The following is a 21,152-nucleotide window of genomic DNA, read 5'->3' on the forward strand; positions in this document are numbered from 1 at the left end:
CGCGTCCCCGGAGGGCCTTCAGGATACGTGCGGCGGTCCCCTTTCGAGTTCCTCCGCAGCCGCCCACGGGCGTCAACCCCCGTCCCGGAATTCACCCGGTCCGACCCCGTGGCGGCGGGCCGGGACAGCCCCTGGTCACCCTGATAGGTGAACTTCCCCGCTGCCCCGACGCGTGGTCCGGGTTCCTTGCCCCTGCCGTCCCCTGAGCCGTACAAGAGCCCCACCGCCAAAGTTACCTCCCGGTATCGCCGGGGCCCGTGGAACGGGGAGACGCATGCACAAGGTCATGACCAGGGCACAGCACCGTCCGGGCGCCCGCCCGCCGGGCCGCCACGACTCCCGCCGCCCGGGCGGCGCCCCGCCCCGTACGCCCGGCGGCGGCCCGGGCCGCACCGCGCCCGGCGACGGCCGGCCGCCCGGAGCGCGCGGCAGCGGCCCCGCCGCGGTCAGCGGGCCGGCCGACGCCCGCCCCGCGCCGGGGCCCGGCAGAACCCCGGGCTCCACCGCGTCCGGCACCCGCGCCCGCGCCGCTGCCGCTGCCGACACCCGTGCCGCTGCCGACGCCCGTGCCGCGGCCCCCGGCCCGGCCGGCGGCCCACTGCCGCCCCGCACGCTCCCAGCCACCGCACCCGCGGTGCCGCCCCGCCCCACGGACGTCTTCGCCGACCGTCTGCTCGCCGTGCTGAGCGGACAGCGGCCGGTCCACTGGATGCTCCGGCACACCGCGGGCCGCGCCTACGACGAACTCGTCAGGCTCGCCGAGCGCGGCCCGCTGCGCACCCGCCGCACCCGGCCCGTCGTCCGCGACATCGGCTACTTCGTGCCCCGCCCGGGCGCCATCGAGGCCTTCGCCCGCATCGGAGCCGGGGACCAGCTGCGGGCCCTGGCCTTCCGCCTGGAACAGGGCCCCGACCTGCGCTGGCGCTGCACGGCGGTGGAGATGGGCGGCCCACGCCCGGCGCGGGCCGCCGGGGACGGCCACTGAAGGCACACCCCGGGTGACGCGCCGACCGCACCGCCGAGCACGCGCCCCTGCACGCGCCCGCACAAGCCAGCACGCGCCGGCACAAGCCGAAGGCCGGGCCACCCCCCAGGGTGACCCGGCCCTCCGAGCCGCTACGGTGCCGTCGGCACCGTCACGTCACTTCTTGCGGCGACGGCCGCCCCGGGCCTGCTTGCGCCGCTCCGCGCGCGTGAGGCCGTCGGCCTCGGAGCGCACGGGCTCGTCGTCGCCGGCGAAGTCGCCCTCGATGGTGCCGCCCTCGCCGTCCACCGTGGGCGCGGAGAAGTGCAGGTTGCGGCGGAGCGGGGCGTCCAGGCCCTTGGCCCGGATCTCCGGGCGTCCGCCCGCCTGCGCCGGCACCGCGTCCTGCTTCTGCATGTCGACCGGGGCCGCGTCTTCGACCGGGACCTCCTCGACCTGCTGCTCGACCTGGACCTCCAGGTTGAACAGGTAGCCGACGGACTCCTCCTTGATGCCCTCCATCATGGCCTGGAACATGTCGAAGCCCTCGCGCTGGTACTCGACCAGCGGGTCCTTCTGCGCCATCGCGCGCAGGCCGATGCCCTCCTGGAGGTAGTCCATCTCGTAGAGGTGCTCGCGCCACTTGCGGTCCAGGACCGACAGCACGACCCGGCGCTCCAGTTCACGCATGATCTCGGAGCCGAGCTGCGTCTCGCGCGCCTCGTACTGCTCGTGGACGTCGTCCTTGATGGACTCGGAGATGAACTCCGCGGTCAGGCCCGCCCGGTCGCCGGCCGCCTCCTCGAGCTCCTCCACGGTGACCTTCACCGGGTAGAGCTGCTTGAACGCGCCCCACAGCCGGTCCAGGTCCCAGTCCTCCGGGAAGCCCTCGGCGGTCTCCGCCGCGATGTAGGCGTCGATCGTGTCGTCCATGAAGTGCTGTACCTGCTCGTGCAGGTCCTCGCCCTCCAGGACGCGGCGCCGCTCGCCGTAGATGACCTCACGCTGGCGGTTGAGGACTTCGTCGTACTTCAGGACGTTCTTACGGGTCTCGAAGTTCTGCTGCTCCACCTGCGACTGCGCGGACGCGATGGCGCGCGTGACCATCTTGTTCTCGATCGGCACGTCGTCCGGCACGTTCGCCATGGACATCACGCGCTCGACCATCTGGGCCTTGAACAGGCGCATCAGATCGTCACCCAGCGACAGGTAGAAGCGGGACTCGCCCGGGTCGCCCTGACGGCCGGAACGACCGCGCAGCTGGTTGTCGATACGGCGCGACTCGTGCCGCTCGGTGCCGAGCACGTACAGACCGCCGAGCGACTCGACCTCTTCCTTCTCGGCCTTGACGGCCGCCTCGGCGCGCTCCAGGGCGGCCGGCAGGGCCGCGGCCCACTCCTCGATGTGCTCCTCGGGGTCGAGGCCGCGCTGGCGCAGCTCCGCCTCGGCGAGGTCTTCCGGGTTGCCGCCGAGCTTGATGTCCGTACCACGGCCGGCCATGTTGGTGGCGACCGTCACGGCGCCCTTGCGGCCGGCCTGCGCCACGATCTGCGCCTCACGCTCGTGGTGCTTGGCGTTCAGCACCTCGTGCTGGATGCCGCGCTTGCTGAGCTGCTGCGAGAGGTACTCCGACTTCTCGACGGACGTCGTGCCGACGAGGATCGGCTGGCCCTTCTCGTGCTTCTCCGCGATGTCGTCGACGACCGCCTCGAACTTGGCGACCTCGGTGCGGTAGATCAGGTCCGACTGGTCCTTGCGGATCATCGGCTTGTTGGTCGGGATCGGGACCACGCCGAGCTTGTAGATCTGGTGGAACTCGGCGGCCTCGGTCATCGCCGTACCGGTCATGCCGGAGAGCTTGCCGTAGAGGCGGAAGAAGTTCTGCAGGGTGATCGTGGCGAGCGTCTGGTTCTCGTCCTTGATGTCCACCCCTTCCTTCGCCTCGATCGCCTGGTGCATGCCCTCGTTGTAGCGGCGGCCGGCGAGGATACGGCCGGTGTGCTCGTCGACGATCATGACCTCGCCGTCGATGACGACGTAGTCCTTGTCCTTCTTGAACAGTTCCTTGGCCTTGATGGCGTTGTTCAGGTAGCCCACCAGCGGCGTGTTCACCGACTCGTACAGGTTGTCGATGCCCAGCCAGTCCTCGACCTTGGAGACGCCGGACTCGTGGATGGCGACCGTGCGCTTCTTCTCGTCGACGTCGTAGTCGCCGGTCTCCTCGAGGCCCTTCAGGGGGTTGCCGGCCTCGCCCTTCTTCAGCCGCGTGACCAGCTTGGCGAAGTCGCCGTACCACTTGGTGGCCTGGTCGGCCGGGCCGGAGATGATCAGCGGCGTACGGGCCTCGTCGACGAGGATGGAGTCGACCTCGTCGACGATGGCGAAGTTGTGGCCGCGCTGGACGAGCTCGTCCTTGGCCCACGCCATGTTGTCGCGCAGGTAGTCGAAGCCGAACTCGTTGTTCGTGCCGTACGTGATGTCGCACAGGTACTGCTCGCGGCGCTGGGCCGGCGTCATGTTGGCGAGGATGCAACCGACCGTCAGGCCGAGGAACTTGTGGACGCGGCCCATCATCTCGGAGTCGCGCTCGGCCAGGTAGTCGTTGACCGTGATGAGGTGGACGCCGTCCCCCGAAAGGGCGTTCAGGTACGCGGGGAGCGTGCCGACCAGGGTCTTGCCCTCACCGGTCTTCATCTCGGCGACGTAGCCGAGGTGCAGGGCCGCACCGCCCATCATCTGCACGTCGTAGTGCCGCTGGCCGAGGACCCGCTTGGCGGCCTCGCGGACCGTGGCGAACGCCTCGGGCAGCAGGTCGTCAAGACTCTCGCCGTCGGCGTACCGCTGCTTGTACTCATCGGTGAGGGCCCGCAGCTCGGCGTCGGAGAGGTCGACGAAGTCCTCTTCGATGGAGTTGACCTGGTCCGCGATGCGGTGCAGCTTGCGCAGGATCTTGCCTTCGCCTGCACGCATGATCTTCGAGAGGACGGACACGGGGGTTGGTCTCCTTGCCGGTCGGGCCTGGGACGGTCGGTTTCCATTGACTTACTGAGCAACGGCCATCGTATGCGAGGACACGGCCGGGCCGGGAGGCCTGCCACCACGACGACTCGGCGCCGCTCGGCGGACTGATTCAAATCTTCTTCAAAGGGAACAACGGCCGGGCCCCGCGGATGGTGCCGCGCCACGCCGAGGAATTGCGCGAATGGTGATCACCCGCTCACGGACGGAAATGGATGGCGTCCTCGCCGGCTGAGCCGCAGAATCGGCCGATGGAACCCGTGACGCTCACGACGCCCCGCCTCCTCCTGCGCACCGTCGGCCCGCAGGACGCCGACGCCGTGTACGCCGCGGCGCAGGACCCGGACATCCAGCGCTGGACCACCATCCCTTCCCCCTACCTGCCCGAGCACGCGCGGAGCTTCACCCGGCAGGCGGCACCCGACGGCTGGGCGAACGGCTCCATGTTCACCTTCGGCGTCTTCCTGCCCGACGGCGCCCTGGTCGGCATGCTCGGCATCACGATGCGCTCCATGGGCGTGGGCGAGATCGGTTTCTGGGCCACCAAGGAGCACCGCGGCAACGGCTACGTCACCGAGGCCGTCCTCGCCGCGTCCCGCTGGGCCGTCACCCGCGTGCCGGTCGACCGCGTGGAGTGGCGGGCGGAGGTCGGCAACGACGCCTCCCTGGCGGTGGCCCGGCGCGCGGGCTTCACCATCGAGGGCACCCTGCGCTCCGCCGTCGACAACAAGGGGGTGCGACGCGACTGCTGGGTGGGGTCCCTGCTCCCGTCGGACCTGGGGCTGCCGTCCACGGCCCCCTACGTCCCGGCGCGGTCATAGCGCCTTCCCGCCACCGGCGCGGTCCCGGTACCTCGCCGGAAGCCGCAGTTCGCGCCGCGCTGTCAGTGCCGGCCCCTATCGTGCGGACCATGACGACCCCGCGCCCCTCCACCGACCTCTCGGCCGACGAGGCCCGCCGCATCGCCCTGCGCGCCCAGGGCCTCCTCGGCTCGCCCGACCGGAGAGCCGGCGTCCGCGGCATCCTGCGCCACCTGGGCGCGGTCCAGCTGGACACGATCTCCGTCCTGGCCCGCTCCCACGAGCTCATCCCCTACGCCCGGCTCGGCGCGGTGGGCCGCCGGACCGTCGAGGAGGCCTACTGGGCCGCGCCCACCGTGCAGGCGCACTCCTTCGAGTACTGGTCGCACGCGGCGTGCATACTCCCGGTCGAGGAGTGGCCGCACTTCGCCTTCCGCCGCCGCGCCTACCGTGGCCGCCCGCACTGGAACCACGCCCTCCCGGACGGCGCCTACGACCGGGTGATCAAGCAGTTGCAGGCCGAAGGCCCGCTGACGGCCACCGAGTTGGGCGGCGCGAAGCGGACCGGCGAGTGGTGGGACTGGTCCGGCTCCAAGGTCGCCGTCGAGCGTGCGCTGATGTACGGCGAGGTGGTGTGCGTGCGCCGCCGCGGCTGGAAGCGGGTGTACGACCTCGCCGAGCGCGCGATCCCCGGCCCGCTGCTGCACGACGGTCTGGACGACGCGGAGTGCCTGCGCCGCCTGGTCCGCCTGGCGGGGCAGTCCCTCGGGGTCGGCACGCGCGCGGACATCGCCGACTACCACCGCCTCAAGGGCGAGCAGGTCGACGCGGTGATCGCGGACTCAGGTCTGGTGCCGGTCACGGTCCAGGGCTGGTCCAAGCCGGCCTGGGCCGACCCCGCGGCCCTCGAGACGCCCCCGCGCGGCCGCCACCGCACCACTTTGCTGTCCCCCTTCGACTCCCTGATCTGGGAACGGGCGCGCACGGAACGGATCTTCGGCTTCACCCACCGCCTGGAGGCCTACGTCCCCAAACCGAAGCGGGTGTACGGCTACTTCGCCATGCCGGTGCTCGCCGGCGGCCGCCTGGTCGGCCGGGTGGACCCCGCCCGGGAGGGCGCGACGCTGGTCGCCAAGCAGGTCACCCTGGACGGCCCGAAGGCGGTGCCGGCCGTCGCGGAGGCACTGGTCGAGGCCGCGAGCTGGGTGGACTGCACGAGCGTGCGCGTGGAGCGCGTCGACGCGCCCGAGCTGCTCGGGCCCCTCACCAAGGAGGTGAGCCGGGCCCTGGCCACAGCCATGCGCTGACCGCGGCTGCCGCCCCTCAGCGGATCTCGAGGATCTTCTCCCGCATCGCGTAGACCACCGCCTCCATCCTGGAGTGCAGCTGCAGCTTCTCCAGGATGTTGCGCACGTGGTTCTTCACGGTGTTCTCGGAGATGAACAACTCCTTGGCGATGTCCCGGTTGTTCATGCCCGTGGCGACGAGCTTGAGGACCTCCAGCTCACGGTCGGTCAGACGCGGCGCCGGTACCAGCCGGCGCTCGTCGGTCCGCTGGATCATCGACTTGAACTCGGTGAGGAGCTTCGACGCCATCGAGGGACTGATCTGCGACTGCCCGTCGGCGACGGCGCGAATGGCCGTGGCCACCTCGTCGGTGGAGATCTCCTTCAGCAGGTAACCGGTCGCGCCCGCCTTGATCGCGTCGTAGAGGTCGGCTTCCTCGTCGCTGATCGTCAGCATGATGATCTTGGCGCTGGGGGCCACCTCCTTGATCGAGGTGCAGGCCTCGATCCCGCCCCGCTTCGGCATGCGGACGTCCATCAGCACGATGTCCGGCAGCAGGTCGGCGGCCTTGTCGACGGCCTCCGCGCCGTCTCCCGCCTCGCCGACGACCTGGATGTCCTCCTCGGCGGCGAGCACGATCTCCAGACCACGGCGGAACAGGGCGTGGTCGTCCACGACAAGGACTCTGATCGGCTCCTTGCGTGAAGTGCCCGCGTCCGGGCCCATGCCGACGACGCCGTCGTCGGCATCCTCGTCATGCATCGGTCCGAAGCTGTCCGCCATCGTTCCTCCCCCTGAAGGCTGAGGCCTGTGGTCCTGTGCCATCGCCAACCCAAGGTAACGGCCCACCGGTTGGGCCGTTACCGCCATGATTCCATGCCTGGGCGGCAACGCGGTGACGCAGCAGGGTGCGGAGCGGTCGCACGCAGGTGCCCCTGGGGGCGCACACGCGCTCCAGGGGCACCGGTTCACCGCTCTTCCGCGCGGTCACTCACCCACGGTGCCGCCCGCGCCGGGGTTTTGCGCCTGGGCGACCATCGGGTCGGTGTTGAGGTGGATGACGCCGTAGTCATAGGCGTGCCGCCGGTAGACGACACTCGGTTCCTTGGTCTCGGAGTCGACGAACAGATAGAAGTCGTGGCCGACCAGTTCCATCTCGTAGAGGGCCTGGTCGAGCGTCATCGGGGAGGCAACATGGGTCTTCTCGCGTACGACGAGGGGTCCTTCCCCCTTCACTTCCAGCGAGCCGATCTTCTTCGTGGGCACACCGTCCGACTCCTCCTCGTAGACGGTGCCGCCGTTCCCGTTGAGCGTCGCCGCGTCCGGGACGTGATCGGGGACCTCGGCTGCCGAGATCCTGCGTGCGCCACGACGCGAGAACCGCTTGTCGTGCTGCTTGCGCAGCCGGGCGTCCAACTTCTCCGCGGCCAGGTCGAGAGCCGCGTACGGGTCGCTGGCCGCCGCCTCCGCCCGGATCACCGGACCGCGGGAGCGGAGCGTGATCTCCACTCGGTCGCAGCGGTCGGCCTGTCGGGGGTTCGGCTCCTTGGACACCTCGACGTCGAGGCTGATCACCTTGGCATCGAGCCTCTGGATCTTCTCCAGCTTCAGCTTCTCGGCCACGTGCTTGCGGAACCGCTCGGGCACCTCGGTCTTGCGGCCCTTGACGACGATGTCCACGCAGAACTCCGTTCCCGGATCGCTCCGCTTCGGCGGCGGAGCATCTCCCTTGTGCACCAGATTCCGGTGAGTCCCGGAATCTCGGACTCGGTGACTTCCACCTCCTCCTCCCCCAAGGGCAAGATCCCCACCCCACCGGTACGGGTGATGGTGCAAATCCCGCAGCGCGGCATTCGCTGATGAGGGGTATGGCCTGCGCCTTTCCCCCTCACAACTGAACATATCTCGCCCGGACGGATGTCGTCACCCTCTACTGCGCCGTACCTCCGTTCCGGTGATTTGATGCTCTCATTGCCTGCAACGAGGCGCGTTCACAGTCAGTTCCGGTTTATTTCAAAAGAATCCGGCGGTGCGGCGACCACGGCCGCGCACACCACGGCATCCGCGCCGGCCGCATCCGCCGTTCCGGGCGCTCTCCGGCCGCCGCCGGCGCCTTCGTTCCGAGTTCCAGCGCTCTCGTTCCCTGTTCCGGTCGTTCGTTCCTTTCTGCCTTCCCGAGTTGTCGCCGGGTACACGGCCGTCGTCCCCACGTTCTGCGGAACCCGCCCGCCGCCCCTGTCTCCCGTCGCCGGCTCCTGCCGTTCCCGCGGCGCCGGCCGCACCGCCCGCACGGCGCGCGCCGCCTCCGCGAGCGATGCGCCCGTCGTCAGCAGGTCGTCGACCAGCACCACCCGGCCGCCGCGCAGCAGCCGCGCGCCGCCCGGCGCCACGGCCAGTGCGCCGGCGAGGTTGTCCAGCCGCTGCCGCGCGTCCAGCCCCGACTGGTCGGCCACGGCACGCCGCTGCCGCAGCACGGCCAGCACGCGGGCCGGCGTCCCGGTGCGGCGCAGTTCGCCCGCCGCCGCGAGCGCGATCCGCCGCGCCGGGTCGTGCCCCCGCGCCCGTACGGCGGCACGGGCGGACGGCACGGGGACCAGCAGCAAGGGACCGTCACCGTGCGCGATCACAGGGCCACTTCGCCGTGCCTCCCGCAGCCCCGCCCGGACCGCCTCCGCCAGAGCGGCCCCCAGCGGCGCGGCGAGGGCCAGCGCGCCGCGCTCCTTGTGGGCCAGCAGCACGGCCCGCACCTCGTCCCCGTACCGGGCGGCCGCGTGCACCAGGGGCAACCCGGGTGGTTCCGGCACCGGTCGCACCCGGCTCGGTACGGCCCCGTCAAGGGCGGCACGGCACTCGGGACAGAGTGCCGTGCGAGGCATCCCACAGCCTCCGCACTCGGCCGGGAGCACCAGGTCGGTGAGGTCCTGCCACCACCCCCGCATGCCCACCACTGTGCCGACTCCGAAGCGGCCCGGCCACCCCTGTGGATAACCCCCTGTGGACAGCGCGGCAGCCGCCGAACCCGAGCGCGCGCGCCGACCACGGACGGCGCACCGGAGCGAACCGGCGGCTCACCCCGGATAGACCGGCGCCGTCCCGTCCGTGACCACCTTCTGCCACTGCGCACCCGACGGCAGCCGGACGATCCCGTCGTCCTCGGAGTACGCCACCAACGGCAGCCCGTCGTCGTCCGCCGCGGTGATCTCCTTGACCCCCGTCAGCGCCGCGGGCGCCGCCATTTCCGGCGTGGAGCCGTCGACCTCGACGTACCGCATGGTCTGCACGCCGCCCTGCTCGCGTCCGGCCACCACGAGCCGGCTGTCACCGGCCCACGACATGGCCGTGACGTCCTCCAGCTCAGGTGTCGCGGAGCGCAGTCCGACCACCGAGAACACCGACCGCTGATCCGTGTCCGCGTGCCGTTCGATCCGTCCGACGAGCAGCGACTTCTTCTTCCCCTTGGCCACCACCAACGCGATCCGCACCCCGTCGGCGGCCACCCGCACGTCCTGGATGCGCCCGTCCAGCCCCGAGGTCGTCACCACCAGCGGCTCGTCCCTGCCCTGCTCCAGCAGCAGCAGGCGCGGGTCGTCGGGGTCGCGGTCGGCCACCCACAGGTCGCCGTTCGCGTCCCAGCTGGGCGCCGTCAGCCGGTCGTCCTCCGTCTTGCCGTGGCTGACCAGCACGGGGTCCCCGAGCGATCCGCCCGACACCAGCGACGCCACGTACAACGCCTGGCCGTCGGCGGTGACCGCGGCCGCGGTGCGCTCGTCGCGTGCCACGGCCACCGAGCGCAGCGCCTTGCCGCCCTCGCCCAGCGCCCCGGGCACCGCGCTGGCGCTGGTCCCGCTGACACCGGCGTCTATCCGCACGAGCCTGTTCTTGCCGTCGACGAAGTACAGGTAGTCAGGCTGCTGAGCGGAAGCGCGCGCGGCCACGTCGTCGGCCCGTTCCTCGGCGAGCGAGCACAGCCGCGAGTCGCCGGAGCGCAGCTCGACGTGGTCGACCGCCGGCGTGAGGTTCTGCAGCGTGAACAGCAGCTGGGCCGCCATCTCACGGCACGTGTTGGTGCCGACCCGGGCGGCCTTGCCGTTCAGCGGCACGGTGAGCTTGTTCTGGTCGTCGGGCGCCAGCGAGGCGACGCCCTTCGCCAGGGCCGCGCCGGTGGGGAAGCTCGTCCGGACCACGGGGTCGAGCCAGGTCGTGGGCCCGTTGAGCAGGGAGCGCACCACCTGCGTCATGGGATCCACGCGCCGCCGTACGTACACCGGGTCGGCGACGGCCGCGGCCTGCGTCTCGCTGCCCGCGGCGGTGTTCGAGGCGAAGTAGTACTTGTTGACGGACATGTAGTTGCGCTGGAAGTCCGACTTGCCCATCACCAGGCCCTGCGGCAGCCGGTCGATGCGCCACTGCTTGGTCTTCCGGTCGCGTGTGAGGTGCACCAGCGCGTGGTAGCTGCCCCTGGCCGGCCGGTAGGACTGCTGCGCGTCCACCGTGGCGACCCTGGTGCCGGTCAGCGTGAACGACAGTTCGTCGCGGTCCTCCCGGGCGTCCGAGCGGTCGGGGTCGGTGCCCGGACCGTCCGCGAGGACCGTGGTGGACAGACCCGGCCGCCACAATTGCGACGCCTTGCCCGTCAGGTACAGGCGCGCCGTGGAGTAGTCGGGATCGTCGCTGGTCAGCGCCTCCAGGAAGCCCGAGACGATGTCCGGGGGCTGGGCGTCGTCCTGCGGCGGCACGGCGAACACCCGCACCTGCGTGTCCTGCCGCGGGGTGGAGTCGACGCCGCGCAGATCCCCGCTGTCGGGCATCGAGGCGCACCCCGCCAGCAGTACGGCACCACAGGTGGCGTACGCCACCGCGCGCGCCGGCATGCACCGGGCGCCCCCCTCGCGGTCAGCGCCCACGAGTCGCCTTCCCTTCCCTTTTCGAGTCCTGCGGACCGGCGTCCGAACGGCTCGCGGTCTCGTCGCGCTCCCCGTCGGTGTCGCGAGCCCCCTCGGCATCGCGAGCCCCCTCGGCATCGCTTTCCTCAGCGGCGGGCGCTGGGGTTCCGGCGCGCGCGCCTACCCCGGCGGATGCTCCATCCCTGGCGGCGTCCGCGTCCCCGGTGCGTCCGTCCCCCCGCCCTCGCGTGTCCGGGACGGGCCGGGAGACCACGCGCGCACCGTTCCCGGGCAGCGCCGTCGGGTCCGCGGTGGGGGCCGTGCCGCCCAGCCGCGGGGTCAGCGACGGCATCTCGGCCGGCTGCACGGGCACCGTCGCCGTCTTCCCGCCGCCCCCGCGAGGCAGCCCGGCGCCGTTGAGGCCGCGGTTGCGCCGCGAGTCCTTGGGCTCCAGGGGGATCGGGGAGCCACGCAGCGGCTCGTCCGCCGTGCGCGGCAGCGTCAGCCGGAACTGCGACCCGCCGCCCGGCTCGCCCCACGCCTGCAGCCAGCCGCCGTGCAGCCGCGCGTCCTCCAGCGCGATGGACAGCCCCAGGCCGGTACCGCCCGTGGTTCGCGCGCGTGCCGGGTCGGCCCGCCAGAAACGGCTGAAGACGCGGGTCGCCTCGCCGGGCTTGAGCCCGACGCCGTAGTCGCGCACCGCGATCGCGACCGCCCCGCCCGCCGCGGCGAGCTTGACGACGACGTCCTTGCCGTCGCCGTGCTCCACGGCGTTGACGACGAGATTGCGCAGCACCCGCTCCACCCGCCGGGCGTCCGCCTCGGCGACGACGGGCTGCTGGTCGCCCACGACCCGGATCTTCGTGCCCTTGCGCTCCGCGAGCGGCTCGGCCCCGCTGACCACGCGCCGCACGACCTCCCTGAGGTCTATCGGTTCCGCCTCCAGGGCCGCCGCGCCCGCGTCGAAGCGGCTGATCTCCAGCAGATCCGCGAGCAGCGACTCGAAGCGGTCCAGCTGGTCGGCGAGCAGCTCCGCCGACCGCGCGGTCACCGGATCGAAGTCCTCCCGGGCCTCGTGGATGACGTCCGCGGCCATCCGCACGGTCGTCAGCGGCGTCCGCAGCTCGTGGGACACGTCCGACACGAACCGCCGCTGCATCCGCGACAGCTCCTCCAGCTGCTGGATCTTCAGCTGCAGGTTCTGCGCCATCTTGTTGAAGGCCTCGCCGAGCCGCGCGATGTCGTCCTCGCCGGTGACCTTCATGCGTTCCTGCAGGCGCCCGGCCGACAGCCGCTCGGCGATGCCGGCCGCCATCCGCACGGGCGTGACGACCTGCCGCACCACCAGCCAGGCGATCGCCCCGAGCAGGACGACGACGAACAGTCCCGCGGTCGCCAGCGTGCCCTTGACCAGGCTCAGCGACTTCTCCTCCTGCGTGAGCGGGAAGAGGTAGTAGAGCTGGTAGGCGTCACCGTTGGGGTCGTTCACCTGCTTGCCGATGACCAGCGCCGGCTGCGATGCCTTGCCGTTGCTGTAGACGATGCGGGTGTAGCTCTGGGCGGCCGCGGTGGACTCGTCGATCCGCGCGCGCAGATCGTCGGGCACGCTGACCGACGGGTCGACGTACCCGGAGGCGCGCGGGCCGCGTCCGCCGCCGCTGTCGCCGCCCACGGGCAGGGTGACCACGTCGAAGGCGCCCTGGCCGCCGCTGGACAGGGAGGAGACCAGTTCGCTCATCCACGTGGTGATGTTCTGCGCGGGGCGGTCGTCGACCGCGGTGCTGTCGTCGCCGGTGCCGGCGGCGCCCTCGTCGGCCTTCTGCTTGGCCACCGCGAACCCTCCGGTGGCCTGGCTCTGGGAGGCCTTCACCTTGGCGTCCAGCAGGCCGTTGCGCACCTGCCCGATGACCACGAAGCCCAGCAGCAGGACGACGCCCAGGGACATCAGCAGCGTCGTGACGACGATCTTCAGCTGGATGTTGCGCCGCCACAGCCGCATCACGGGCAGCAGCGGCCGCCGTACCCACCGCAGGATCAGCCGCAGGACAGGACTGCCCTGGACGCCGCCCTGCAGCAGCCCGCCCTCGAAGAGGCGTCGCCGGCGGGAGCCCGCCGCGCCCCGGCCGACAGGCCGCCCGGTGCGGGGCCCGCCCGGCCCGGGCTCCGAAGCGGCGCTGTCAACGGCCACGTCAGCTCGGTCCCGCCTTGTACCCGACGCCACGGACGGTCACCACGATCTCCGGGCGCTCCGGGTCCTTCTCGACCTTCGAGCGCAGCCGCTGGACGTGCACGTTGACCAGGCGGGTGTCGGCGGCGTGCCGGTAGCCCCACACCTGCTCGAGCAGCACCTCGCGGGTGAACACCTGCCACGGCTTGCGCGCGAGCGCGACCAGCAGGTCGAACTCCAGCGGCGTCAGCGCGATCGACTGCCCGTCCCGCTTGACGGAGTGCCCGGCCACGTCGATGACCAGGTCGCCGATGGCGAGCTGCTCCGGCGCCGGTTCCTCCGACCGGCGCAGGCGCGCCCGGATCCGGGCGACCAGCTCCTTCGGCTTGAACGGCTTCACGATGTAGTCGTCCGCGCCCGATTCCAGGCCGACGACGACATCGACCGTGTCGCTCTTGGCCGTGAGCATCACGATCGGCACCCCGGACTCCGCCCTGATCAGACGGCACACCTCGATGCCGTCCCGCCCGGGCAGCATCAGGTCCAGCAGCACCAGGTCGGGCTTGGACTCACGGAACGCGGCCAGCGCCTTGTCGCCGTCGGCTACGAAAGACGGTTCAAAACCTTCACCACGCAGCACGATGCCGAGCATCTCGGCCAGTGCGGTGTCGTCGTCGACGACGAGGACTCGTCCCTTCATAAACGACATCATCCCATTCTCGTAACAGTGACCGGGGCGCTGGTGAGAGAGGTCACTGGCCCGTGACGATAGTCGTATGGGGTCGCTGCTGTCTGCCTTCGCCCGCTGGTGCGGCCGCGTGCAGGACCACCGGGCAGGGAACACGGGGCCGGGAACACCGGGCAGGGGACGCCGCGGGAACGGGGTGTCCGCCGTTCCCCGCGAAGCCCGCGGTCCGTACTCCCGCCGAACGGCCGATGCCCCCCGTTCGGCTAGCCGATGCTCACCTGCCGTGACCTCGCACACAGCTCCGCGAGCGCCTCTGCCGTCACGGGTGACACGGCCCCCTCTTCCGTGACGATCGCGGTGATCAGCTCGGGCGGTGTCACATCGAACGCCGGGTTGTACGCCTGGGTCCCCAGGGGCGCGACCGGGAGCCCGCCTCCCGCTCCGGTCACCGGCATCTGCGGCGCCAAGATCTCGGTGACCTCGAACCCGGGCCGCTGCTCCACCTCGATGGACGCCCCGTCCGGCGTGTCCGGGTCCACCGTCGTCACCGGCGCCACCACGACGAACGGCACATGGTGATACCGGGCGAGCACCGCGAGCGGATAGCTCCCCACCTTGTTCGCCACCGAACCGTCGGCGGCGATGCGGTCCGCCCCGATCAGGACCGCGTCCACCTCGCCGGCCGCGAACAGCGAACCCGCCGCGTTGTCCGTGAGCAGGGTGTACGCCATCCCCCTGCGGGCCGCCTCGTACGCCGTCAGGCGCGCGCCCTGCAGCAGCGGACGCGTCTCGTCCACCCACAGCCGCCGCAGCTTGCCCGCCCGGTGCGCCGCGAGCGCGACCGCGAACGCCGTCCCCTCGCCGCCGGACACCAGCGAGCCGGTGTTGCAGTGGGTGAGGATCCGGTGCCCGCCGCCGGGCAGCAGCTCCTCCAGCAACGCCAGACCGCGCTCGGCCATTCGGGCGCTGGCCTCGGCATCCTCCTGGTGCAGCTGCCGCGCGGCCGCCAGCGCCGCCGCCGCGGCCCGCGCGGGATCGCCGCTCCTGGCGAACTCGGCCCGGTGTGCGGTCTGGGCTCTGCGCACGCCGACGGAGAGGTTCACCGCGGTGGGCCGGGCACCCGCCAGGGCCGCCGCCGCGTCGTCCACCTCGAACCCGCGCGCGGCGGCGAGCGCGACGCCGTACGCCCCCGCGACGCCGAGCAGCGGCGCCCCGCGCACGGCGAGCGAACGGATCGCCTCCACCAGCGCCGGAGCGTCCGTACAGACCAGCTCGACCTCCTCCGCCGGCAGCCTCGTCTGGTCCAGAAGCACCACCACGGGGCCTTCCGGTGGCTCCTCCCAGCGGATCGCCGGGATCTCGGTCGGCCTGCTGTCCTCGCCGGAATGCGCGTACTGATCAGCCATGCGGTCAGTCTGCCCGTTTTCCGGCAGACAATTGAAGCTCCGCACCCCCTACCGCAGCCGATACCTCGACGACCACCCCATGGCACGATGGCTGCCGAACTGCCGCCGCGCCTGCGGACGGGCATCGTGAAGGAGCAACGATGAAAGACACTCCGGGCTGGGCCTCGCCCGGATCCGCCCCGTCCCAGGGGCAGGAGCCCGGCGCGTCCGGCCCTGCCGAGCCCGGCGACCGCCCTGCCGAGCCCGCCGACCAGCCGGTCGCGGACCCGCAGGCACCGGGCGTGAAGTGGTCCAAGGAGCAGCCGCCCGCCGGCCAGTGGTCCGCCCCCTCCGGTCCGGCGAGCCCGGGCCAGGCCCCGCCGCCTCCGCCGCCCGGCCCGGGCTGGGGCGGCCGGCCCCCGGGCGCTCCCGGCGGCCAGGGCGCTCCCGGTCCCGTCCCCTACGGCGGCTGGGGCGGCGGCTGGGGCGGTCCCCCGCCCGCGGCGAAGCCCGGCGTGATCCCGCTGCGCCCGCTCGGCGTGGGCGAGATCCTCGACGGCGCGGTCTCCACCATGCGCACCTACTGGCGCACGGTCCTCGGCATCTCGCTGACCGTCGCGGTCGTGGTGGAGGTCGTCGTCATCCTGCTCGAGGGCCTGTTCCTCTACGACCGAGCCGGCACCGAGGCACTGAACGACCCGAGCGCCACCCTGAGCGAGCTCACCCGCGCCCTGGGCGACACCATGCTCGACACCGGCGTCGTCTTCCTGATCTCCCTGCTCGGCACGATCGCGGCGACCGCCCTGCTCACGACCGTCACCAGCCGGGCGGTGCTCGGCAAGCCGGTCACCACCGGCGAGGCCTGGCGCGACGCCCGCCCGCAGGTGCTGAAGCTGTTCGGGCTGATCTTCCTGCTGCTGCTCATCACGTTCGGCATCGTCCTCGGCGGCGCGCTGCCCGGCATCCTCGTGGCCGTGTCGGGATCCGGCGACGCGGGCACCGCACTCGGCGCCCTGGGCACCCTCGGCGCCGGCGTGGTCGCGCTGTGGCTGATGGTCCGCTTCTCGCTGGCCTCGCCCGCGCTGATGCTGGAGAAGCAGGGCATCAAGAAGGCGATGAGCCGCTCCGCGAAGCTGGTCCGCGGCTCCTGGTGGCGCGTCTTCGGCATCCAGCTGCTCGCTACGGTCATCGCGAACATCGTCGCGTCGATCGTCGTCATCCCCTTCGCGGTCCTCGGGGCCCTGTTCGCCGACGGCGGCATCGCCTTCTTCCTGAACAACACCGGCGGCAACCCCGGGTGGACGTTCCTCGTCATCAGCGGGATCGGCTCGGTGATCGGCTCGATGATCACCTTCCCCATCACGGCGGGCGTCACCGTCCTCCTCTACGTCGACCAGCGCATCCGCCGCGAGGCCCTCGACCTCGAACTCGCCCGCGCGGCAGGCCTGCAGGGCTACGGCACCGGCTCGGGAGGCTGATGCGGTGAGCCTGACGGGGGGTGTCCTCACGTCCGTGCTGTCCGCACTCGGATCCGGCGGCGAACCGCCGGTGACGACGCCGCGCGATCCCGCGCGGGAGGCGGCCCGACGCGAGCTGTCCAAGCGCATGTACCACGAGAACGAGCCCGGCCTGCTCCAGCGGGCCCTCAATGCCTTCTGGGACTGGGTGGACAAGCTGCTCGACTCCGCGTCCACCGCCGCGCCCGGGGGCACTCTCGGACTGGTCGTCATCGTGGTGGCCGTACTCGCCGTGCTCGGTGTGCTGTGGTGGCGCCTGGGCACGCCGCGCCGCGGCCCTGCCTCCGCCGCCGCACTCTTCGACGACCGTCCGCGCAGCGCGGCGGAGCACCGGGCGGCCGCCGAGGCGCACGCCGCCCAGGGCCACTGGAACCAGGCCGTCCAGGAACGCATGCGCGCCATCGTCCGCTCCCTGGAGGAGCGCGCCCTGCTCGACGACCGGCCCGGCCGCACCGCTGACGAGGCGGCCGCGGAGGCGGGCCGCGCGCTGCCCTCCCACGCGGACCGGCTGCGCGCCGCCGCCCGCGACTTCGACGACGTGACGTACGGCGGGCGCAGGGCGACCGAGCAGTCGTACCGCCGTATCGCCGAACTCGACCGCGAGCTCGAACGTGCCAGGCCCCAGCTCGCGGCCGCGGCGACGGCCCACGACACCCGCCGGGGAGCCGCCGAATGACCCCCGCGGCCGCCGTCCCGGCCACCTCGGCCTCGCCCACCGCGCGCCAGGTGTGGACCCGCGCGCGCGGCATCGCGGTCGCCGTCGCGCTTCTGCTCGTGGCCGCCGTCGCCATCGCCGTGATCCGCTCGGACACCCGGCACGGCACGCTCGACCCGCGCTCCGCCGACCCCTACGGCAGCCGCGCCGTCGCCGAACTGCTCGCCGACCGCGGGGTGTCCACGCGCGTGGTCGGCACCCTGGATCAGGCGCGTGCCGCGGCCGCCCCGGACACGACCCTCCTGGTCGCCGTCCCCGACCTGCTGACGCCCCGGCAGCAGGCACTGCTGCGCTCCGCGACCGCCGGCTCCGGCGGGCGCACGGTCCTCGTCGCCGCGGGCAGCTCGTCCGTCGAGAAGCTCGCCCCCGGTGTCACCGCGGACCCGGCCACCAGCATCGGTTCCACCCTCTCCCCCGACTGCTCCCTGCTCCCGGCCCGCCGCGCCGGCAGCGCCGACACCGGCGGCATCCGCTACACCACCACCCACCTCGACGCCGACAAGTGCTACCCCAGCGAGCGCCTGGCCACCCTGCTGCGCATCCCGGAGGCGTCGGGGCACGGCGACACCATCGTCCTCGGCGCGCCCGACATCCTCTTCAACGAACGACTGGACAAGCAGGGCAACGCCTCGCTCGCCCTCCAGCTCCTCGGCTCCCGTCCCCATCTGGTCTGGTACCTCCCCTCGCTCTCCGACACCTCGGCCACCGGCCCGGACCACGAGAAGGGCTTCTTCGAACTGCTGCCCTCCGGCTGGCTCTGGGGCACCCTGCAGCTGTTCGTCGCGGCAGCCCTCGCCGCCCTCTGGCGGGCACGCCGGCTCGGCCCCCTCGTGCCCGAGAAGCTCCCCGTGGCGATCCGTGCCTCCGAAACCGTCGAAGGCCGAGCCCGCCTCTACCGCAAGGCGAACGCCCGTGACCGCGCGGCCGCCGCTCTGCGCTCCACCACCCGCATCCGCCTGGCCCCTCTCGTGGGTGTCCCCGTCTCCCAGGCGCATGCGCCCGAGGCCCTGCTCCCCGCCCTGTCCGCCCGCCTCCACGGCGACAAACAGGCCCTGCACTCCCTCCTCTTCGGGCCGCCGCCCAGCGACGACGCGGCCCTCATCACCCTCGCCGACCGACTCGACGCCCTCGAAAGAGAGGTACGCCGTCCATGATGGACCCGACCACTGACAACGCCGGGTACGCCGGGGATCCGGGCAGAGCCCGCGCCTCCCTGGAGGCCCTGCGCGCCGAGATCGCCAAAGCCGTGGTCGGCCAGGACCCCGCCGTGACCGGCCTCGTCGTCGCCCTGCTGTGCCGCGGACACGTACTACTCGAAGGAGTCCCCGGGGTCGCCAAAACGTTGCTCGTCCGCGCTCTCGCATCCGCACTCGAACTCGACACCAAGCGTGTCCAGTTCACCCCCGACCTGATGCCGAGCGACATCACCGGCTCCCTCGTCTACGACGCCCGCACGGCCGAGTTCTCCTTCCAGCCCGGCCCGGTCTTCACCAATCTGCTCCTCGCCGACGAGATCAACCGGACCCCACCGAAAACCCAGTCGTCGCTGCTGGAAGCCATGGAGGAACGCCAGGTCACGGTCGACGGCACCCCCCGCCCGCTCCCCGAGCCGTTCCTGGTCGCAGCGACCCAGAACCCGGTCGAGTACGAGGGCACCTACCCCCTCCCCGAGGCCCAACTGGACCGCTTCCTCCTCAAGCTGACGATCCCTCTGCCGTCCCGCCAGGACGAGATCGACGTCCTCACCCGCCACGCGGAGGGCTTCAACCCGCGCGACCTGCGCGCCGCCGGCGTACGCCCGGTCGCGGGACCGGCGGATCTGGAGGCCGCCCGCGCCGCGGTGGCCAAGACGACCGTCTCCCCCGAGATCACCGCCTACGTCGTGGACATCTGCCGGGCCACCCGCGAGTCGCCGTCCCTCACGCTCGGCGTCTCCCCGCGCGGCGCCACGGCTCTCCTGGCGACCTCGCGCGCCTGGGCCTGGCTCACCGGCCGCGACTACGTCATCCCCGACGACGTCAAGGCGCTCGCCCTGCCCACCCTCCGTCACCGCGTCCAGTTGCGCCCGGAAGCCGAGATGGAAGGCGTGACGGCCGACTCCGTCATCAACGCCATCCTCGCCCACGTCCCTGTCCCCCGCTGATGGCGTTCACCGGACGCGCCGCGCTCCTCGCGGCACTCGGCTCCCTCCCCGTCGGCATCTGGGACCCCGGCTGGACCGGCATCCTGGCCGTGAACGCGCCCCTGGCCGTGGCCTGCGCCTGCGATTTCGCGCTCGCCGCGCCGGTGCGGCGCCTGGGCCTCACCCGCTCCGGCGACACGTCGGCGCGCCTGGGGGAGGCCGCGGACGTCACCCTGACCATCAGCAACCCGTCGCGCCGCCCGCTGCGCGCCCGCCTGCGCGACGCCTGGCCGCCGAGCAGCTGGCAGCCCGGCACGGAGGTGACGGCCTCGCGCCACCGGCTGACGGTGCCCGCCGGTGAACGCCGACGCGTGACGACCCGGCTGCGTCCGACTCGCCGCGGCGACCGCCACGCCGACCGCGTCACCGTCCGCTCGTACGGCCCCCTCGGCCTCTTCGCCCGCCAGGGCACCCACAAGGTCCCCTGGACGGTGCGTGTCCTGCCCCCCTTCACCAGCCGCAAGCACCTCCCCTCCAAGCTGGCCCGCCTGCGCGAACTGGACGGCCGCACCAGCGTGCTCACCCGCGGCGAGGGCACGGAGTTCGACAGCCTGCGCGAGTACGTCCCCGGCGACGACACCCGTTCCATCGACTGGCGCGCGACGGCCCGCCAGACCACGGTCGCCGTCCGCACCTGGCGTCCTGAACGCGACCGCCACATCCTCCTGGTCCTCGACACCGGCCGTACGTCGGCCGGCCGCGTGGGCGACGCCCCACGCCTGGACGCTTCCATGGACGCGGCCCTGCTCCTGGCAGCCCTCGCCGCCCGCGCCGGCGACCGCGTGGACCTGCTCGCGTACGACCGCCGGGTCCGCGCTCTCATTCAGGGCCGCACGGCACGCGATGTCCTCCCGTCCCTCGTCGACGCGATGGCGACGCTGGAACCCGAGTTGGTGGAACTGGACGCCCGCGGCCTGGCCTCGACGGCTCTCCGGACGGCCCCCCGCCGCTCCCTGATCGTGCTGCTGACCAGCCTCGACGCGGCACCCGTCGAGGAGGGCCTGCTCCCGGTCCTCGCCCGGCTCACGCAGCGCCACACGATCCTCGTCGCCTCGGTGGCGGATCCCTTCGTCGCCCACATGGCGACGGCCCGCGGAAGCACGGAGGCGGTCTACGAGGCCGCAGCCGCCGCGCAGGCGCAGAGCGAACGCCACCGCACGGCGGAGCAACTCCGCCGGCACGGGGTGACGGTCGTCGACGCGGCCCCGGACGACCTGGCTCCGGCACTGGCGGACGCCTATCTCGCCCTCAAAGCGGCGGGACGTCTGTGACGGATTCCTGAGGCTCTCTTCGGAGAGCCCGGGGATCGGAGCCCGGGAGCCGGAACGCAGAAAACCCCGTACCGGAACCGGTACGGGGTTTTCTCAAGATTTGTTCGGCGGCGTCCTACTCTCCCACAGGGTCCCCCCTGCAGTACCATCGGCGCTGTAAGGCTTAGCTTCCGGGTTCGAAATGTAACCGGGCGTTTCCCTCACGCTATAACCACCGAAACACTATGAAACTGTGAACGCCACACCACGCCACTTGCATATGGCATGGGGCTGTT

Annotated in this window: 16 protein-coding genes and 1 rRNA gene; 8 read left to right on the forward strand and 9 right to left on the reverse strand. The window is 72.2% G+C overall.

What is annotated here, in order from left to right; all coding sequences use genetic code 11:
* Window positions 1-274 precede the first annotated feature (274 nt).
* Window positions 275-985: an Rv3235 family protein gene (locus tag ACZ5GT_RS11110; protein ID WP_469018898.1), complete on the forward strand. Its 711-nt coding sequence runs from the start codon at window positions 275-277 to the stop codon at window positions 983-985.
* Window positions 986-1,141: 156 nt separating this feature from the next.
* Here the strand turns inward: ACZ5GT_RS11110 and secA are convergent, their stop codons facing one another.
* On the reverse strand, window positions 1,142-3,955 hold the full coding sequence (gene secA / locus ACZ5GT_RS11115) for a preprotein translocase subunit SecA (protein ID WP_469018905.1): 2,814 nt from the start codon (window positions 3,953-3,955) through the stop codon (window positions 1,142-1,144).
* A gap of 278 nt (window positions 3,956-4,233) precedes the next feature.
* Here secA and ACZ5GT_RS11120 point away from each other — a divergent pair, with 278 nt between their 5' ends.
* Both ACZ5GT_RS11120 and ACZ5GT_RS11125 read left to right on the forward strand, forming a co-directional pair.
* Window positions 4,234-4,803: a GNAT family N-acetyltransferase gene (locus tag ACZ5GT_RS11120; RefSeq protein ID WP_469018912.1), complete on the forward strand. Its 570-nt coding sequence runs from the start codon at window positions 4,234-4,236 to the stop codon at window positions 4,801-4,803.
* A gap of 89 nt (window positions 4,804-4,892) precedes the next feature.
* Window positions 4,893-6,089: a winged helix-turn-helix domain-containing protein gene (locus ACZ5GT_RS11125; protein WP_469018915.1), complete on the forward strand. Its 1,197-nt coding sequence runs from the start codon at window positions 4,893-4,895 to the stop codon at window positions 6,087-6,089.
* Window positions 6,090-6,105: 16 nt separating this feature from the next.
* Here ACZ5GT_RS11125 and ACZ5GT_RS11130 read toward each other — a convergent pair whose 3' ends face one another.
* From ACZ5GT_RS11130 to mtnA, 7 genes are all read right to left on the reverse strand, one after another.
* Window positions 6,106-6,852 (reverse strand): response regulator, encoded by a 747-nt coding sequence (locus ACZ5GT_RS11130; RefSeq protein WP_469018918.1) that lies wholly within the window; start codon window positions 6,850-6,852, stop codon window positions 6,106-6,108.
* Window positions 6,853-7,056: 204 nt separating this feature from the next.
* Entirely contained in the window at window positions 7,057-7,749 is a 693-nt protein-coding gene (gene hpf / locus ACZ5GT_RS11135; RefSeq protein WP_469018922.1) for a ribosome hibernation-promoting factor, HPF/YfiA family, read from the reverse strand.
* A gap of 317 nt (window positions 7,750-8,066) precedes the next feature.
* Entirely contained in the window at window positions 8,067-9,008 is a 942-nt protein-coding gene (locus tag ACZ5GT_RS11140) for a ComF family protein (RefSeq protein ID WP_469018927.1), read from the reverse strand.
* Window positions 9,009-9,137: 129 nt separating this feature from the next.
* On the reverse strand, window positions 9,138-10,973 hold the full coding sequence (locus tag ACZ5GT_RS11145; protein WP_469018931.1) for an LpqB family beta-propeller domain-containing protein: 1,836 nt from the start codon (window positions 10,971-10,973) through the stop codon (window positions 9,138-9,140).
* Window positions 10,963-13,140 (reverse strand): MtrAB system histidine kinase MtrB, encoded by a 2,178-nt coding sequence (mtrB, locus tag ACZ5GT_RS11150; protein WP_469018936.1) that lies wholly within the window; start codon window positions 13,138-13,140, stop codon window positions 10,963-10,965. Before mtrB ends, ACZ5GT_RS11145 begins: the two co-directional genes overlap by 11 nt.
* A 1-nt stretch (window position 13,141) precedes the next feature.
* Window positions 13,142-13,831 carry a two-component system response regulator MtrA gene (mtrA, locus tag ACZ5GT_RS11155; protein ID WP_187284748.1) on the reverse strand — a complete coding sequence of 230 codons (690 nt, stop codon included), beginning with the start codon at window positions 13,829-13,831 and terminating at the stop codon, window positions 13,142-13,144.
* Window positions 13,832-14,070: 239 nt separating this feature from the next.
* Complete coding sequence (mtnA, locus tag ACZ5GT_RS11160) at window positions 14,071-15,213, reverse strand: S-methyl-5-thioribose-1-phosphate isomerase (RefSeq protein WP_469018939.1); 1,143 nt, start codon at window positions 15,211-15,213, stop codon at window positions 14,071-14,073.
* Window positions 15,214-15,353: 140 nt separating this feature from the next.
* Here mtnA and ACZ5GT_RS11165 point away from each other — a divergent pair, with 140 nt between their 5' ends.
* From ACZ5GT_RS11165 to ACZ5GT_RS11185, 5 genes are read left to right on the forward strand one after another with little or no spacing between them, the layout of a single operon-like run.
* Complete coding sequence (locus tag ACZ5GT_RS11165) at window positions 15,354-16,670, forward strand: DUF7847 domain-containing protein (protein ID WP_469018942.1); 1,317 nt, start codon at window positions 15,354-15,356, stop codon at window positions 16,668-16,670.
* Between the two features lie 4 nt (window positions 16,671-16,674).
* Window positions 16,675-17,385, forward strand: coding sequence for a DUF4129 domain-containing protein (locus ACZ5GT_RS11170; RefSeq protein WP_469018944.1), 711 nt, complete (start codon window positions 16,675-16,677; stop codon window positions 17,383-17,385).
* On the forward strand, window positions 17,382-18,578 hold the full coding sequence (locus tag ACZ5GT_RS11175; protein WP_469018948.1) for a DUF4350 domain-containing protein: 1,197 nt from the start codon (window positions 17,382-17,384) through the stop codon (window positions 18,576-18,578). The genes ACZ5GT_RS11170 and ACZ5GT_RS11175 overlap by 4 nt, the downstream gene beginning before the upstream one ends.
* On the forward strand, window positions 18,578-19,567 hold the full coding sequence (locus ACZ5GT_RS11180) for an AAA family ATPase (RefSeq protein WP_469018954.1): 990 nt from the start codon (window positions 18,578-18,580) through the stop codon (window positions 19,565-19,567). Before ACZ5GT_RS11175 ends, ACZ5GT_RS11180 begins: the two co-directional genes overlap by 1 nt.
* Window positions 19,567-20,877 carry a DUF58 domain-containing protein gene (locus ACZ5GT_RS11185; RefSeq protein WP_469018962.1) on the forward strand — a complete coding sequence of 437 codons (1,311 nt, stop codon included), beginning with the start codon at window positions 19,567-19,569 and terminating at the stop codon, window positions 20,875-20,877. Before ACZ5GT_RS11180 ends, ACZ5GT_RS11185 begins: the two co-directional genes overlap by 1 nt.
* Before the next feature lie 102 nt (window positions 20,878-20,979).
* On the opposite strand, the gene rrf is transcribed toward ACZ5GT_RS11185, so the two are convergent.
* A 5S ribosomal RNA gene (gene rrf / locus ACZ5GT_RS11190) occupies window positions 20,980-21,096 on the reverse strand.
* Window positions 21,097-21,152 lie beyond the last annotated feature (56 nt).

The organism is Streptomyces sp. NPDC031340 (assembly GCF_055569945.1).